Consider the following 14392-nt stretch of genomic DNA (forward strand, 5'->3'; position numbering starts at 1 on the left):
GCCCGGATGGGGCGAAGTGCCGGGTGCCGCCGACGCGGCCGCCACCCGGGGCCGCGGCTTGACAAGGCCGACGCCCCCATGCGCTTGTGCGGCCGAAACAACCGGGTCCGGCGCCGGGCGCCGCCCGCCTTTTCTCGATGGACCGCCATGCATCGCTATCGCACCCACACCTGCGGCGCGCTCCGGGAGAGCGACGTCGGCGCGACCGCCCGCCTGTCGGGCTGGTGCCACCGCATCCGCGACCACGGCGGCGTTCTCTTCATCGATCTGCGCGACCACTACGGTCTCACCCAGGTGGTGGTCGATCCCGACTCGGCCGCCTTTCCGATCGCCGAGAAGGTGCGTTCCGAGTGGGTGATCCGGGTCGACGGCCGGGTGCGCAACCGCCCCGCCGGCACCGAGAATCCCGATCTGCCGACCGGCGCCGTCGAGGTCTACGCCACCGACATCGAGGTGCTCGGCCCGGCCGCCGAGCTGCCGATGCCGGTGTTCGGCGATCAGGAGTATCCGGAGGACATCCGGCTACGCTACCGCTTCCTCGATCTGCGCCGCGAGCGGCTGCACCGGAACATCATGCTGCGCGGCCAGATCATCGATAGTCTGCGCCGGCGCATGAAGGAGCAGGGCTTCTTCGAGTTCCAGACGCCGATCCTGACCGCGTCGAGCCCGGAGGGCGCGCGCGACTTCCTGGTGCCGTCGCGGCTGCACCCCGGCAAGTTCTACGCGCTGCCGCAGGCGCCGCAGCAGTTCAAGCAGCTCATCATGGTGTCGGGCTTCGATCGCTACTTCCAGATCGCGCCCTGCTTCCGCGACGAGGACGCCCGCGCCGACCGCTCGCCCGGCGAGTTCTACCAGCTCGACCTGGAGATGAGCTTCGTCACCCAGCAGGACGTGTTCGACGCCGTCGAGCCGGTGCTGCGCGGCGTGTTCGAGGAGTTCGGCGGCGGCAAGCGGGTGACGCAGAAGTTCCCGCTGATCCCGTTCGCCGAGGCGATGCGAAAGTACGGTTCCGACAAGCCGGACCTGCGCAACCCGATCGAGATGGCCGACGTCTCGGAGCACTTCCGCGGCTCCGGCTTCAAGGTGTTCGCCAACATCCTGGCGAACGACAAGGCCGCGCAGGTGTGGGCCATCCCGGCCAAGGGCGGCGGCAACCGCGCCTTCTGCGACCGCATGAACGACTGGGCCAAGGGCGAGGGCCAGCCCGGCCTCGGCTACATCTTCTGGCGCGAGAACGAGGAGGGCGGCGCTGGTCCGCTCGCCAAGAACATCGGGCCGGAGCGCACCGGCGCGATCCGCGACCAACTCGGCCTTTCGGTCGGCGACGCCTGCTTCTTCGTCGCCGGCAAGCCGAAGGATTTCGCCAAGTTCGCCGGAGCCGCCCGCACCAAGGTCGGCGAGGATCTCGGGCTGATCGACAAGGACCAGTTCGCGCTGTGCTGGATCGTCGATTTTCCGATGTACGAGTGGAACGAGGAGGAGAAGAAGATCGACTTTTCCCACAACCCGTTCTCGATGCCGAACATGGCGGTGGACGAGTTCCTGGCGCTCGATCCGGCCGACAGCGACCGCATCCTCGGCATGAAGGCGATCCAGTACGACATCGTCTGCAACGGCATCGAGCTGTCGTCGGGCGCGATCCGCAACCATCGCCCCGACGTGATGAAGAAGGCGTTCGCCATCGCGGGCTACGGCGAGGACGTGCTGGAGCAGAAGTTCGGCGGCATGCTGCGGGCGCTGTCGCTGGGGGCGCCGCCGCACGGCGGCATCGCGCCGGGCGTCGACCGCATCGTCATGCTGCTGGCCGGCGAGGAGAACCTGCGCGAGGTCGTGCTGTTCCCGATGAACCAGCGGGCCGAGGATCTGCTGATGGGTGCGCCCTCCGAGGTGACGCCGAAGCAGCTTCGCGAGCTGCACATCCGGCTGAACCTGCCGCAGAAGGGCTGAGACGCGCGGCCCGATTGCAGCTTGCAGCGGCGCGGTGCGGCGCTTTCCGCCGCGCCGCGTGTGCGGTCGCGAAAAAATACCTTGAACGGGGGGGCCGGGGAGCTTATGTCACCCCCGCCGCCGTGATCTGCCCGGTTCGGGCCGATCGGCGGCATTCGCTTGTTTAGAGCCGGTTTTCGGCACTCTGGTTCGATCTCTGGTCAAGGAGGACGACATGCGCCAAGGCGCCCTCTTGCGATCGGGGAAGGGCTTGGGGCTCCCAGGTACCGCCCGAAATATCGTCAACGACATCGCGGCCCCCGGGCCGGCTTCGGCGGTCGACCGGCGACTCGACGACGAGCGGTACGATCACTTCATCGTCCGCAACGGTGTCCACTGCGCAGGTGCTCACCTCATCATCGACGTCCATGGCGGCGATCGGCTCGACGACATCGAGCACATCGAGCGCACGCTGCGCGAATGCGTCGATGCCGCCGGGGCGACGCTGCTGCACATCCACCTGCACCACTTCCAGCCGACCGGCGTGTCGGGCGTGGCGGTGCTGGCCGAGAGCCACATCTCCATCCATACGTGGCCGGAGGTGGGGTACGCGGCGCTGGACGTGTTCATGTGCGGCAAGGCCGAGCCCGACGCCTGCGTGCCGATCCTGCGCGAGGCGTTCTCGGCCAAGCGCGTCGTGGTCAGCGAGATCCTGCGCGGGCAGGGCGCCTGAGCGCCCGCTGCGGAAGCCCGGCGCGGCCGGGCTCCGCGCTCCACACCACCGGACTGACACACGACGGCCGGGAGCCTCCCGGCCGTCGTGGCCTTTTGCGCGAGGTCGCGATGTCGCAGACACGCTGGATTCCCGAGACTCTCTACGACGCCATCGGCATGCGCATGAGCTTCGCGGCCGACCGGGTGCTGTTCGAGGACCGCACCGACCACCAGCACCTGGTGCTGTTCGAGAACGCCGGCTTCGGCAAGATCCTGGTGCTCGACGGCGCCATCCAGGTCACCAGCCGGGACGAGTTCATCTATCACGAGATGATGACCCATGTGCCGATCCTGGCGCACGGCGCGGCACGCGCGGTGCTGATCGTCGGCGGCGGCGACTGCGGCATGGCCGAGGAGGTGCTCAAGCATCGCGGCGTCGAGCGGGTCGTCCAGGTCGAGATCGACGCCTCGGTGGTCGAGTTCGCCAAGGCGCATTTCCCCGAGTTCACCGGCCCGGTGCTGTCCGATCCGCGCTTCGCGCTGGTGATCGCCGACGGCATGGACTTCGTCGCCCGCACGGCGGAGCGCTTCGACGTGGTGATCGTCGATTCCACCGATCCGCAGGGGCCGGGCGCGGTGCTGTTCACGCGGGAGTTCTACGCCGGCTGCAAGCGGGTGCTGCGGCCCGGCGGCGTGCTCGTCACCCAGAACGGCGTGCCGTTCCTGCAACCCGACGAGCTGGTCGCCTCGGTCCGCCACTTCCGGTCGCTGTTCGCCGAGGGCGGCTGCTATCTCGCCGCCATCCCGACCTATGTGGGCGGCCACATGGCAATGGGCTTCGCCACCGACGACCTTGCCCTGCGTCGGACGGATGCGGCGACCCTCGCGGCCCGGTGGGAGGCGGCCGGACGCTTCGAGACGCGCTACTGGACCCCGGAGGTGCAGGTGGCCGCGTTCGCGCTGCCCCGCTTCATCGCCGACGCCATCGCGGCCGCCTGAAGCGCAATCATCTTTCGCGTACGTCGCCGCGAGACGAAAAAAGCCATAAAGATGGCTTCCGAAAGAGACACGGGAACCCGTCAGGAGGAATGGCGATGATTCGTGCTCTGGGTGCCGTCGCTCTCGTGTCCCTCGCCACGTTCGGACCGCCGGCCCCGGCGGTGGCGCAGGATGCCCTGACGGGCGGCCTGCTGGGCGGCGCCGCGGGCGCCATCATCGGCGGGGCGGCGACCGGCCGAGCCGGCGGCGCCATCGCGGGCGGCATCATCGGTGGCGCCACCGGCGCCATCATCGGGGCCGAGGCCGAGCGTCGCCGCGGCGGCTTCTACTGGTACGAGGGCCGCTGCTACCAGGCGGTGCCGGGCGGCTACCAGCGCGTGCAGCGCAACTACTGCTACTGATCCCGATCGACGCCGATCCGCTGACCACATGGAGCCGGGCGGGGCGGGCCATCACCACGGCCCGCGTCGCGGTCGCTCGGTCGGCGGCGGCGTGAGCACCGCCCCGGCGCGGCTCTGCACCTCGGCCGGCACCCCGTAATCGCGCATCAGGGCGCGCGCGTCGCGCAGTCCGCAGGATTCGCGCTGCACCATCAGCAGCCACAGGGCGTGGGCGGCGGCATCGATCAGCCTGCGCCGCTCGCGTCGTTGGGCGTCGACGCCCGCCGGATCGCCGGTCGCCACCGGCGCCGCCGCATCGTGCGCCTTCAGATCCGCCAGCGCTTGCTCCAGCCCGCGGCCGAGCCGGCCGAGGGCCGAGGCGCGCTCGGCCATCAGCTCGTCGCCGAGCAGGTCCGCCGGTGTCCGGTCTCGCGGGCTCTTCGGCATGCCGCCCGTTCTGCTCCTCTGATCCATGCTCCGTCTGACGCCGCGATGGATCGCCGGCGCGCCGGGCACGTTAGCACCACGGAGACGACGGACACGCAAGCGGAGGACCGGCCGGCCGGTTCCGAGGGAGTCGAGAATGGACGATCAGGGTGGAATGCTGTGGTTTCTGATCAACGTGGTGTTCGTGGTGGTGCTCGGCGCCGCGATCGCCTGGGGCACGATGCGCTGGCGCCGCCGCCGCACCGATGCCGCCGCCCGGGCGGAGCGCGACCGGGCGACGGTTCAGTCCTATCGCGACAGCGATCAGAACACGGCCAGATAGCGCAGCAGCGACAGCACGCCGATGATTATGACGACGATGCGGGCGATCTGCTTGGCGCGTCCGTCGATCGGCAGCATGCCGATCAGGTAGAGCACCAGGACGACGACCAGGAACGTGATGAGAATGCTGATGAGAAGTCCCATGGGTGGGGCGGCTCTCGCACAAGAGGAATGAACGGGGCCGGACCGGGCAGGTCGCGTCCCTCGGCGACGGGTCGGCCGTGATCGGCCGGGCGGTGGCGTGTCGGCGCGCAGACACTCGCTCGGCCGACACGGAGTGCAACCGGCGCCACGCGGGTAGGTTCCCACCACAGTCGCGAAATCGCTGTCGTCCGTCCGAGCGCGAACGGTCCGCCGGCACCGGGACGAGGACGGCTCGCGGCCGATTGCTCTGCCGGCTGCCGCGGGTGGCCCGATGGCCGGGGCGGCCGCGGGTTGCCCGTGCGAAATACCGTCTGCTATAGCGACGGCGCACGACCGGACACGACTCGCGCGGCCGGTCGCTGGCCCGTCCCGGGCCACGGCCGCCGGCCGTCGGTCCCGACGGTTCCCGAGGAGCTTCCATGTCGGTCGACGCCGCGACGGTCCGTCGCATCGCTCACCTCGCCCGCATCGCCGTCCAGGACGACGAGATCGAGCATCTGCGCGGCGAGCTCAACGCCATGCTGGCCTTTGTCGAGCAGCTCTCCGAGGTCGACGTGAGCGGCGTCGAGCCGATGACCTCGGTGACCCCGATGGTCATGAAGCAGCGTGACGACGTGGTGACGGACGGCGGCATTCCCGATCTGGTGGTCGCCAATGCGCCGGCCCGGGAAGACCACTTCTTCCTGGTGCCGAAGGTCGTCGAGTGACGCGGCCGCGCCCGCAGCAAGGATGTCCGCCATGAGCCGCGAGCCCGCGACGAGCCTCACCGCCCTCACTCTCGCCGAAGCCCGCGACGGCCTGCGCCGGCGGGACTTCTCGTCCCGCGAGCTGACCGAGGCGCATCTCGCCGCCATGGAGGCGGCGCGCGTCCTCAACGCCTATGTGCTGGAGACGCCCGACAAGGCGCTCGCCATGGCGGACGCCTCCGACGCCCGGCTGGCGGCGGGCGAGGGTGGTCCGCTGGAGGGGCTGCCGCTCGGCATCAAGGACATGTTCGCCACCGCGGGCGTGCGCACCACGGCGTGCTCGAAGATCCTCGAGACCTTCGTGCCGGTCTACGAGTCGACCGTGTCGTCGCAGCTCTGGCGCGACGGCGCCGTGATGCTCGGCAAGCTCAACAACGACGAGTTCGCCATGGGCTCGTCCAACGAGACGTCGCGCTTCGGCCCGGTGATCTCGCCGTGGCGGCGCACCGGCGACACTGCCGCGATCGTGCCGGGCGGCTCGTCGGGCGGCTCCGCCGCGGCGGTCGCGGCCGGGCTCTGTCTCGGCGCCACCGGCACCGACACCGGCGGCTCGATCCGCCAGCCGGCCGCCTTCGCCGGCATCGTCGGGGTGAAGCCGACCTATGGGCGCTGCTCGCGCTGGGGCATCGTGGCGTTCGCCTCGTCGCTCGACCAGGCCGGTCCGTTCGCCCGCTCGGTGCGCGACGGCGCCATCCTGCTGTGCTCCATGGCGGGCCACGATCCCAAGGACACCACCTCGGTGGACCGCCCGGTGCCCGACTACGAGGCGGCGATCGGCCGCTCGGTCAAAGGCATGCGTATCGGCATCCCGAAGGAGTACCGGGTCGACGGCATGCCGGAGGAGATCGAGGCGCTGTGGGCACGCGGCGCCGCGTGGCTGAAGGCGGCCGGCGCCGAGATGGTCGAGGTGTCGCTGCCGCACACCAAGTACGCGCTGCCCGCCTACTACATCGTGGCGCCGGCGGAAGCGTCGTCGAACCTCGCCCGCTACGACGGCGTGCGCTTCGGCGTGCGGGTGCCCGGCGACGACATCGTCGAGATGTACGAGAGGACGCGCGCCGCCGGCTTCGGCCCCGAGGTGCGCCGGCGCGTGATGATCGGCACCTACGTGCTCTCGGCCGGCTATTACGACGCCTATTACCTGCGCGCCCAGCAGGTGCGCACGCTGATCAAGCGCGACTTCGAGGACTGCTTCGCGGCCGGCGTCGACGCCATCCTCACCCCGGCGACCCCCTCGGCGGCGTTCGGGGTCGGCGAGAAGGTCCATGGTGACCCGGTCGAGATGTACCTGAACGACATCTTCACGGTGACGGTGAACATGGCCGGGCTGCCGGGCATCGCGGTGCCGGGCGGGCTCGATGCTCAGGGGCTGCCGCTCGGGCTCCAGCTCATCGGCCGACCGTTCGACGAGGAGACGCTGTTCTCGCTCGCCGCCGTGGTGGAGCAGGAGGCCGGCCGGCTGACCCCGGCGCGCTGGTGGTGAGGCGGGCGCGGCGCCTGTCGAGCCATCCCGCCGGTTGACGCTCCGTCACGGCCGGGCCGGCCGTAGGCCGTGGCCCAGCCACCCATCTCACGACGATGATTGATGCGTCGGAGGCGTCGCGGCTCAGCGGGCCGGAGCGGCAGGAGTCAAGTTGGTCGGCGCCGGCGTGGTCGGCGGCGGCACGAAGGTCGGCCCGACGGTGCGAACCGGGCCGCGCGCGGCGTCGGCAGCCGGCGGAGCCTCGCCGGTCTGGCCGGCTGGGGTGCCCGGACCGGCGGGCCGGCGATCGGCCCGGATCGGCCGGCCCTGCGCGTCGGTGCGCGGCTGCGACATCGCCTTGGAGCGCTCCTCGGTGACGACGATGTCGCCGCGCTCGATGGTGGTGTCGCGGGTCACGCCGAGCGCCTCGGCCCAGCTCTGCCCCGGCTTGCGGCACGAGCAGGCCTGATCGAGCGATTGGCGATAGCGGAACGCGGTCGGCAGATCCCGGTAGGAGCGGCCCGCCAGCGACACCGCCTGGCCGACCTCCTCGCCCGGGTTCCGATGCGTGAAGAGCTGCACCTCGGCGGCCGGGCACAGCTTCTGACACGCCTGCTCGTCGTCGGCGAAGCGGGCCGGCGTCGCCTGGAACGAGATCGGGAAATAGTAACCGTCGCAGGTGCGCACGCACAGCGTCCGGTAGGTGGACGACTGCATGCCATCCGGCACCGGCAGGGCCGGGTTGCTGCCGAACAGGTCACCGAACAGGCCACGGTTCTGGGTCGCCGCCGCCTGGTACTGCGGGCCGCAATTGTTCTGGGCGAGCGCCGCGATCAGCGCCTGCTTCTGGCCTTCGAGATCGCCACCGCCTTGCACCCGCTGCAACTCGGCCTGGGTGCGGCTGAGGCGGTCGCGGGTCTCCTGGATCTGGGCGTTGAGCGGCCGGCACTCGGCCGGCTGATTGCTGAACAGCGAGAACAGCGGGTTGCTCTCGCAGCCGAGCCGGCGCGCCTGGGCGATCATCCGGTCGAGGTCGTTGGTCTGGCGGCCGACCGCGTCCTCGTAGCGGCGGGCCTGGTCGTTGCGGGTCGGGTCGCCGCCGCGGTTGATCATGCCGAGCTGGTTCTCCAGCCGCGCGCAGACCGGGTTCTGCCCGTAGGACCCGCCGCCTTGCTGCTGGGGATAGCCTTGCTGCGGGTATCCTTGCTGCGGGTAGCCTTGTGCGGCGGCGAGGCCGGTGCCGGCCGCCAGCAGCATCACGGCGGCCGCGAGCCGACCGCGCCGGCCCGCTCTCCAGCTCGCCATCCAGCTTGCCCCACCGCTCGCCCCAGAGACCATCCCGCCCTCGTGCGCAGGGCCGTCCCGCGGCCCGGAATATCCCCCGGAGACAAGCGCCGGAATGGTGTCCAAAGTGTGGATTTCCAGTCGTTTTCGGCCGTTCGGACGGCGTCTCGCGGGGTCCGCGGGCGGCCGTTAGGGGGCGTCCGGCTGCACCTCCGGGCGGGCCTGCGCGAAGGCCGGCAGGGCCAGGCAGGCGGCCTCGGCCGCGAGGATCTTCGGGAAGCGGTCGAGCGCCATGTCGATCCGCCGGGCGTTGGCGAGCTGCGGGACGAGGCAGACGTCGGCGAGCGTGACGGCATCGCCGAACGCATAGGGGCCGGGCGTGATCAGCCGCTCGATAGCCTCGAAGCCCGCGCCGATCCAGTTCGCCACCCAGGCGTCGATGGCGGCCTGGTCATGCCCCAACGTGCGGGCGAGATAGCGTTGCGGCCCGGTGTTGTTGAGCGGGTGAATGTCGGTGGCGATGATCAGGGCGACGGCCCGCACCCGGGCGCGGGTGAGCGGATCGGCCGGCTGAAGCGGCGGCTCCGGCCATGTCTCGTCGAGATAGTCGATGATGGCGAGGGACTGGAGCAGCACGTCGCCGCTGTCGAGCTCCAGCACCGGCACCCGCATCTGTGGATTGACGGCCCGGAACGCCTCGCCGAACTGCTCGCCGCCGCCCTTGGCGCGCAGGTCGATGGGGACGGTCTCGTAGGCGAGCCCCTTGAGGTTCAGGGCGATGCGGACCCGGAAGGCGGCGGACGAGCGATAATAGGAATACAGCTTCACGGTGGCTCCGGCGGGCTGGCACGAGGGCGGGGCTGGGCGAGGCGGGGCGACCCGGACGCCCGGGCCGGGAGATGCCGGGCGCCGCGATTCGCCGGCGGCGGCCTGCCGGCGAGGATTGCTCGCCGGCCTCGGGCCGGCAAGCCGGACGCGCGCCCCTCGGTCATTGTCATGGCTGGGCCGGCCGAATGGCGCGGATCTTCGCCTGCGTGAGGCGGGACGAAGGTGCGGAGGGACGTGCGGCGATAGCGGGAGGGCGCCTCGGCTCAGCGGCTGCACTCGATGGCGACGAAGTCGTCGCAGGCGGCGCCGCGGCAGCCGCTGGCCCGGACCGGGACGGTGCCGGTGATCTCGTCGCGGTCGACCTTGCGGAACGACACGGCGTGCTTGAAATCGTGCTGCCGGCACAGCGCGGTCGCCATGGCGGTGCCGCAGCGGTCGCCGCTGGCGAGGCAGCGGTCGATGCCATAGGCGTCGGCGTTGCTGTTCAGGATGAACACCCGCTTCTCGGCCTGGGCCGGGGCGAGGCCGGCGACCAGGGTCGCCAGGAACGTGACCAGGGCGAGGGCGCGCATCGGCGTGCTCGATCGGTGAGAGGGCGACGGCACTGCGGCCGGGCGCCAGCGGCGCCGCGAGCCAATTCCGACAATGCGGCCACATCCGTTAAGGCGGCGTTAACTGCCCGATTCGGTGGCTCCGTGCACGGGAACTCTTGACGGGCCGCCGCGGCTCGACCATGGTGCGCGCCCATGAACGGCCACCACGCCCAGATCGGCATTTGCCGGGGGATTATTCGCTAGCGGCTCCCGCTGGCTACGGCCGTCTTGTCTTCATTTGTCGACAAACAGACGCCGGGCCAGCAGGCCGCGGGCATGATTCGGCTCGTGACGAGCAGCCGCTGCGGCGCCGGCTCGTCCCGGACCGGGTGTTCGGCCGGACTCGCATGACGCGGGCCCGCCTCGGCGGACGCGCGACCCGATGTCGACGGCGAACCCTCGCGCCGCCGGAGAACGCACGAAGGGGACGGCACGGCATGGACCTCAGGCTCTACGATACGCTCGCGCGCGACAAGCGCCCGTTCGTCCCGCTCGATCCGCGCCGCGTGCGCATGTATGTGTGCGGGCCGACCGTCTACGACTTCGCCCATATCGGCAATGCCCGGCCCGTCATCGTGTTCGACGTGCTGTTTCGCCTGCTGCGACACGTCTACGGGGCCGAGCACGTCACCTATGTGCGCAACATCACCGACGTCGACGACAAGATCAACGCGCGGGCGGCGGAGCGCGGCGTCTCGATCCGCGACCTGACGGAGCAGACTTACGCCGAGTTCAAGGCCGACGTGGAGGCGCTGGGCTGCCTGCCGCCGACCGTCGAGCCGCGGGCGACCGAGCACATCGCCGAGATGCGCGCGCTGATCGAGCGGCTGGTCGCCGCCGGCCACGCCTATGTGGCGGAGGACCATGTTCTGTTCAGCGTTCCGTCGATGCCGGAGTATGGCCGCCTGTCGAAGCGGCCGCTCGACGAGATGATCGCCGGCGCCCGCGTCGACGTCGCCCCCTACAAGCGCGACGCCATGGACTTCGTGCTGTGGAAGCCGTCGAAGCCCGGCGAGCCGGCGTGGCCGTCGCCGGCCGGCATCGCGGTCGAGGGGCGGCCGGGCTGGCACATCGAGTGCTCGGCGATGTCGTGGAAGCATCTCGGCGAGACCTTCGACATCCACGGCGGCGGCATCGACCTCGTGTTTCCGCACCACGAGAACGAGATCGCGCAATCGTGCTGCGCCTTCGGCACGCCCGTGATGGCGGCCACCTGGATGCACAACGGCTTCCTCCAGGTCGAGGGCGAGAAGATGTCGAAGTCGCTCGGCAACTTCGTCACCATCCGCGAGGTGCTGAAGGACTGGCCGGGCGACGTCGCGCGGCTCGCCATGCTGTCGACCCACTACCGCCAGCCGATCAACTGGACCCTGAAGGGGTTGGAGGAGGCCCACAAGGCGCTCGCCTCGTTCTTCGACGCGGCCTCCGCCGAGGCCGAGCCGCGGCCCGCACCCGCCGTGCTGGAGGCGCTCGCCGACGATCTCAACACCCCGATGGCGATCGCCGCCATGCACGGGCTGAAGAACGCCGCCGGCCGCAAGGCGCTCGCCGGCACGCTCGCCTTCCTCGGCTTCCGGGCCGAGGCGCTCGCCGCCTGGCAGGCTGCGCACGCGCCGGCGCCGCCGATCCCGGCCGCCGAGATCGACGCCAAGGTGGCGGCCCGTGTGGCCGCCCGCCAGGCCAAGAACTGGGCCGAGTCCGATCGCATCCGCGACGAGCTTCTGGCGCTCGGGATCGTGCTGAAGGATTCCAAGGACGGCACCACCTGGGAGGTGGCTCGATGAGCGACGCGCAAGAGCAGGGCATGAGCGAAGGCGCGCGCCGCCTGTGGCGGGCGTTGCGCAGCAAGAAGGTCGGCGGCGCCAAGTTCCGCCGCGACGTGCCGGTCGGGCCGTACCGGGCCGGCTTCCTGTGCGAGGACGTGCGCCTCGTCGTCGAGGTCGACGACGCGGAGGCGGGCGGCGCGCCGCGCGATCCCGCCCGCGACCAGTGGTTCTTCGCCAATGGCTATCGGGTGCTGCTGTTCCGCGCCGCCGACATCCTCGCCAATCTGGACGGCGTCGTCTCCATCGTCGAGACCGAGCTGCGGGCCGCCCCGCGCAACGCCGGTGCCGGCCGGGCGCGCCCGGCGCCGAGTTCCGGAAAGGGCACGTGATGGCGACCGCCCATCCGAGCTTCGCGCTGCGCCCGGTCCTCCCGGCCGACACGCCGCTGCTCGCCGAGATCCTGCGCGAGAGCGTCGCCGAGCTCGCCGCCGAGGACTACAGCGAGGCCCAGCAGGATGCCTGGGTCACGGCGGTGGACGACGAGGCGGCATTCGCGGCGCGGCTCGCCAGTGCGCTGTCGCTGGTGGTGACCCTCAACGGTGCGCCGGTCGGTTTCGCCACGCTGGTCGACGACAACACCATCGATCTCCTCTACGTGCATCCCGGCGTCGCCGGCCTCGGGGCCGGCGCCATGCTGTGCGACGCGCTGGAGAAGCTGGCCGGGGCGCGCGGCACCAAGACTCTGACGGTCGACGCCAGCGACAACGCCCGCGGCTTCTTCGAGCGGCGCGGTTACGTGGCCCAGCGCCGCAACACCGTGCTGCGCGGCGACGAGTGGCTCGCCAACACGACGATGACCAAGGCGCTCGCCGCCGGGGCCGGTGGCCGATGAAGCGCCCGGAGACGCCGTTTCCGCGCCACTGGATCTTCTACATCGTCATCAAGCTGCTGGTGATCGCCGGCGGCACCGCCTTCGTCCTCAAGTACATCGGCTGGTGGTGACGGCGCCGCCGACCGCTCGCGTTCGTTTCGCCGTTCATTCGCACTCCGGGGCCCGCCATGAAGGACCGCCTGTATCTCTACGACACCACCCTGCGCGACGGCGCGCAGACCAACGGCGTCGACTTCACCCTCTCCGACAAGCTGGCGATCGCCCACATGCTGGCCGAGATCGGCATCGACTACATCGAAGGCGGCTACCCCGGGGCCAATCCGCTCGACACCGAGCTGTTCGCGCAGGCCCACAGTATCGGCGCGACCTTCACGGCCTTCGGGATGACGCGGCGACCGGGGCGCTCCGCCGCCAACGATCCCGGCATGGCGATGCTGCTCGACGCGCATGCCGATGCCATCTGCTTCGTCGCCAAGACGTGGGACTATCACGTCCGCGTCGCGCTGGAGACGACCCCGGAGGAGAACCTCGCCTCGATCCGCGACAGCGTCGCCGCCGCCAAGGCGCGCGATCGTGAGGTGCTGGTCGACTGCGAGCACTTCTTCGACGGCTTCAAGGCCAATCCCGACTTTGCGCTCGCCTGCGCCGAGACGGCATGGCGCGAGGGCGCCCGCTGGGTGGTGCTGTGCGACACCAATGGCGGCACGCTGCCGCACGAGGTCGAGCGCATCGTCGGCGAGGTGGTGAAGCGGGTGCCCGGCGCGCATGTCGGCATCCACGCCCATAACGACACCGAGCAGGCGGTCGCCAACTCGCTCGCCGCCGTGCGGGCCGGGGCGCGCCAGATCCAGGGCACGCTGAACGGTCTCGGCGAGCGCTGCGGCAACGCCAACCTGATGTCGCTGATCCCGACCTTGAAGCTCAAGCCCGCCTACGCGGACCACCTCGAGATCGGCGTCGACGACGCGGCGCTCGGCCGGCTCACCCGGGTGTCGCGCCGGCTCGACGAGATGCTCAATCGCGCGCCCAACCGGCACGCCCCGTATGTCGGCGCCAGCGCCTTCGTCACCAAGGCCGGCATCCATGCGTCGGCGATCCTGAAGGACCCGGCCACCTACGAGCATGTCGCGCCGGAGGCGGTCGGCAACCGCCGCGATCTCCTGGTCTCGGATCAGGGCGGACGCTCCAACGTGCTCGCCGAGCTGGCTCGCATCGGCCTCACGGTCGACAAGAACGATCCGCGCATCGGCACCCTGCTCGATGTGGTGAAGGAGCGCCAGGCGATCGGCTACGCCTACGAGTCGGCGCCGGCCTCCTTCGAGCTCTTGGCCCGCCGCGTGTTCGGCACCGTGCCGGACTATGTCGAGGTGCTGAAGTTCGACGTCAATGTCGAGCACCGCATCAATGCGCTGAACAAGCGCGTCACCGCGACCGTCGCGGTGGTGAAGGTGCAGGTCGGTGACGGCGAGCCGCTGATCTCCGCCGCCGAGGGCATCGGCCCGGTGCATGCCCTCGATCTCGCGCTGCGCAAGGATCTCGGGAAGTACCAGGAGTACATCCAGGGCCTGGAGCTGACCGACTACCGGGTGCGTATCCTCGATGGCGGCACCGGGGCGGTGACGCGGGTGCTCATCGAGAGCCAGGACGAGACCGGCGCGAGCTGGACCACCGTCGGCGTCTCGCCCAACATCATCGACGCCTCGTTCCAGGCCCTGATGGACTCGATCGTCTACAAGCTGGTGCGCTCCGGCGCCCCGGCCTGAGACCGGATTCGGGTAATCAGTTCGCTGTCATTCCGGGGCGCGGCGAAGCCGCGAACCCGGAATCCAGCCGAGAGCCCCGAGTTTTGCCGCTGGGTTCCGGGTTCGCGGCATCCGGACGGCGCGAAGC

General features: G+C 70.7%; 16 protein-coding genes. 11 read left to right on the forward strand and 5 right to left on the reverse strand.

Translation table 11 applies throughout. The features are described from left to right. Positions 1 to 147: 147 nt before the first annotated feature. The 4 genes from aspS to ACFQUV_RS07615 all read left to right on the forward strand — a co-directional run bounded on the left by aspS (position 148) and on the right by ACFQUV_RS07615 (position 4040). Positions 148 to 1947 carry an aspartate--tRNA ligase gene (aspS, locus tag ACFQUV_RS07600; protein WP_129610671.1) on the forward strand — a complete coding sequence of 600 codons (1800 nt, stop codon included), beginning with the start codon at positions 148 to 150 and terminating at the stop codon, positions 1945 to 1947. A 214-nt stretch (positions 1948 to 2161) separates the two neighbouring features. After that, on the forward strand, positions 2162 to 2659 hold the full coding sequence (gene speD / locus ACFQUV_RS07605; RefSeq protein ID WP_111384269.1) for an adenosylmethionine decarboxylase: 498 nt from the start codon (positions 2162 to 2164) through the stop codon (positions 2657 to 2659). A 110-nt stretch (positions 2660 to 2769) separates the two neighbouring features. Then, positions 2770 to 3639: a polyamine aminopropyltransferase gene (gene speE / locus ACFQUV_RS07610; RefSeq protein ID WP_129610670.1), complete on the forward strand. Its 870-nt coding sequence runs from the start codon at positions 2770 to 2772 to the stop codon at positions 3637 to 3639. A gap of 95 nt (positions 3640 to 3734) precedes the next feature. After that, the gene (locus ACFQUV_RS07615; RefSeq protein ID WP_158859477.1) at positions 3735 to 4040 is read left to right on the forward strand and encodes a glycine zipper domain-containing protein; all 306 of its coding nucleotides are present in this window, start codon (positions 3735 to 3737) and stop codon (positions 4038 to 4040) included. A 51-nt stretch (positions 4041 to 4091) separates the two neighbouring features. Here ACFQUV_RS07615 and ACFQUV_RS07620 read toward each other — a convergent pair whose 3' ends face one another. After that, the gene (locus ACFQUV_RS07620) at positions 4092 to 4466 is read right to left on the reverse strand and encodes a hypothetical protein (protein ID WP_129610669.1); all 375 of its coding nucleotides are present in this window, start codon (positions 4464 to 4466) and stop codon (positions 4092 to 4094) included. 136 nt (positions 4467 to 4602) lie between these two features. Here ACFQUV_RS07620 and ACFQUV_RS07625 point away from each other — a divergent pair, with 136 nt between their 5' ends. Beyond that, entirely contained in the window at positions 4603 to 4788 is a 186-nt protein-coding gene (locus tag ACFQUV_RS07625) for a hypothetical protein (protein WP_129610668.1), read from the forward strand. On the opposite strand, the gene ACFQUV_RS07630 is transcribed toward ACFQUV_RS07625, so the two are convergent. Beyond that, on the reverse strand, positions 4770 to 4931 hold the full coding sequence (locus ACFQUV_RS07630) for a Thivi_2564 family membrane protein (RefSeq protein ID WP_111384272.1): 162 nt from the start codon (positions 4929 to 4931) through the stop codon (positions 4770 to 4772). The two genes, ACFQUV_RS07625 and ACFQUV_RS07630, sit on opposite strands and share 19 nt — an antisense overlap. 419 nt (positions 4932 to 5350) lie before the next feature. Here ACFQUV_RS07630 and gatC point away from each other — a divergent pair, with 419 nt between their 5' ends. After that, positions 5351 to 5638 (forward strand): Asp-tRNA(Asn)/Glu-tRNA(Gln) amidotransferase subunit GatC, encoded by a 288-nt coding sequence (gene gatC, locus ACFQUV_RS07635; RefSeq protein ID WP_129610667.1) that lies wholly within the window; start codon positions 5351 to 5353, stop codon positions 5636 to 5638. Positions 5639 to 5669: 31 nt separating this feature from the next. After that, a complete protein-coding gene (gatA, locus tag ACFQUV_RS07640; protein ID WP_129610666.1) occupies positions 5670 to 7160 on the forward strand; it encodes an Asp-tRNA(Asn)/Glu-tRNA(Gln) amidotransferase subunit GatA in 1491 nt (496 codons plus the stop codon). 123 nt (positions 7161 to 7283) lie between these two features. On the opposite strand, the gene ACFQUV_RS07645 is transcribed toward gatA, so the two are convergent. From ACFQUV_RS07645 to ACFQUV_RS07655, 3 genes are all read right to left on the reverse strand, one after another. Then, complete coding sequence (locus tag ACFQUV_RS07645; protein WP_129610665.1) at positions 7284 to 8444, reverse strand: DUF2865 domain-containing protein; 1161 nt, start codon at positions 8442 to 8444, stop codon at positions 7284 to 7286. 168 nt (positions 8445 to 8612) lie between these two features. Further along, positions 8613 to 9251: a maleylacetoacetate isomerase gene (gene maiA, locus ACFQUV_RS07650; protein WP_111384276.1), complete on the reverse strand. Its 639-nt coding sequence runs from the start codon at positions 9249 to 9251 to the stop codon at positions 8613 to 8615. 263 nt (positions 9252 to 9514) lie between these two features. Beyond that, positions 9515 to 9823, reverse strand: coding sequence for a hypothetical protein (locus tag ACFQUV_RS07655; protein ID WP_129609157.1), 309 nt, complete (start codon positions 9821 to 9823; stop codon positions 9515 to 9517). Positions 9824 to 10281: 458 nt separating this feature from the next. Between ACFQUV_RS07655 and cysS the strand changes: the two genes are divergently transcribed. The 4 genes from cysS to cimA all read left to right on the forward strand — a co-directional run bounded on the left by cysS (position 10282) and on the right by cimA (position 14265). Beyond that, positions 10282 to 11628 (forward strand): cysteine--tRNA ligase, encoded by a 1347-nt coding sequence (gene cysS, locus ACFQUV_RS07660; protein ID WP_129609158.1) that lies wholly within the window; start codon positions 10282 to 10284, stop codon positions 11626 to 11628. Continuing rightward, entirely contained in the window at positions 11625 to 11999 is a 375-nt protein-coding gene (locus ACFQUV_RS07665; RefSeq protein ID WP_129609159.1) for an endonuclease domain-containing protein, read from the forward strand. Before cysS ends, ACFQUV_RS07665 begins: the two co-directional genes overlap by 4 nt. Then, positions 11999 to 12502 carry a GNAT family N-acetyltransferase gene (locus tag ACFQUV_RS07670; RefSeq protein WP_129609192.1) on the forward strand — a complete coding sequence of 168 codons (504 nt, stop codon included), beginning with the start codon at positions 11999 to 12001 and terminating at the stop codon, positions 12500 to 12502. Before ACFQUV_RS07665 ends, ACFQUV_RS07670 begins: the two co-directional genes overlap by 1 nt. Positions 12503 to 12669: 167 nt before the next feature. Beyond that, a complete protein-coding gene (gene cimA, locus ACFQUV_RS07675) occupies positions 12670 to 14265 on the forward strand; it encodes a citramalate synthase (RefSeq protein WP_129609160.1) in 1596 nt (531 codons plus the stop codon). Positions 14266 to 14392: the final 127 nt, after the last annotated feature.

Origin of the sequence: Rhodoplanes sp. P11 (assembly GCF_964266735.1) — a bacterium.
Lineage (GTDB): Bacteria > Pseudomonadota > Alphaproteobacteria > Rhizobiales > Xanthobacteraceae > Rhodoplanes > Rhodoplanes serenus.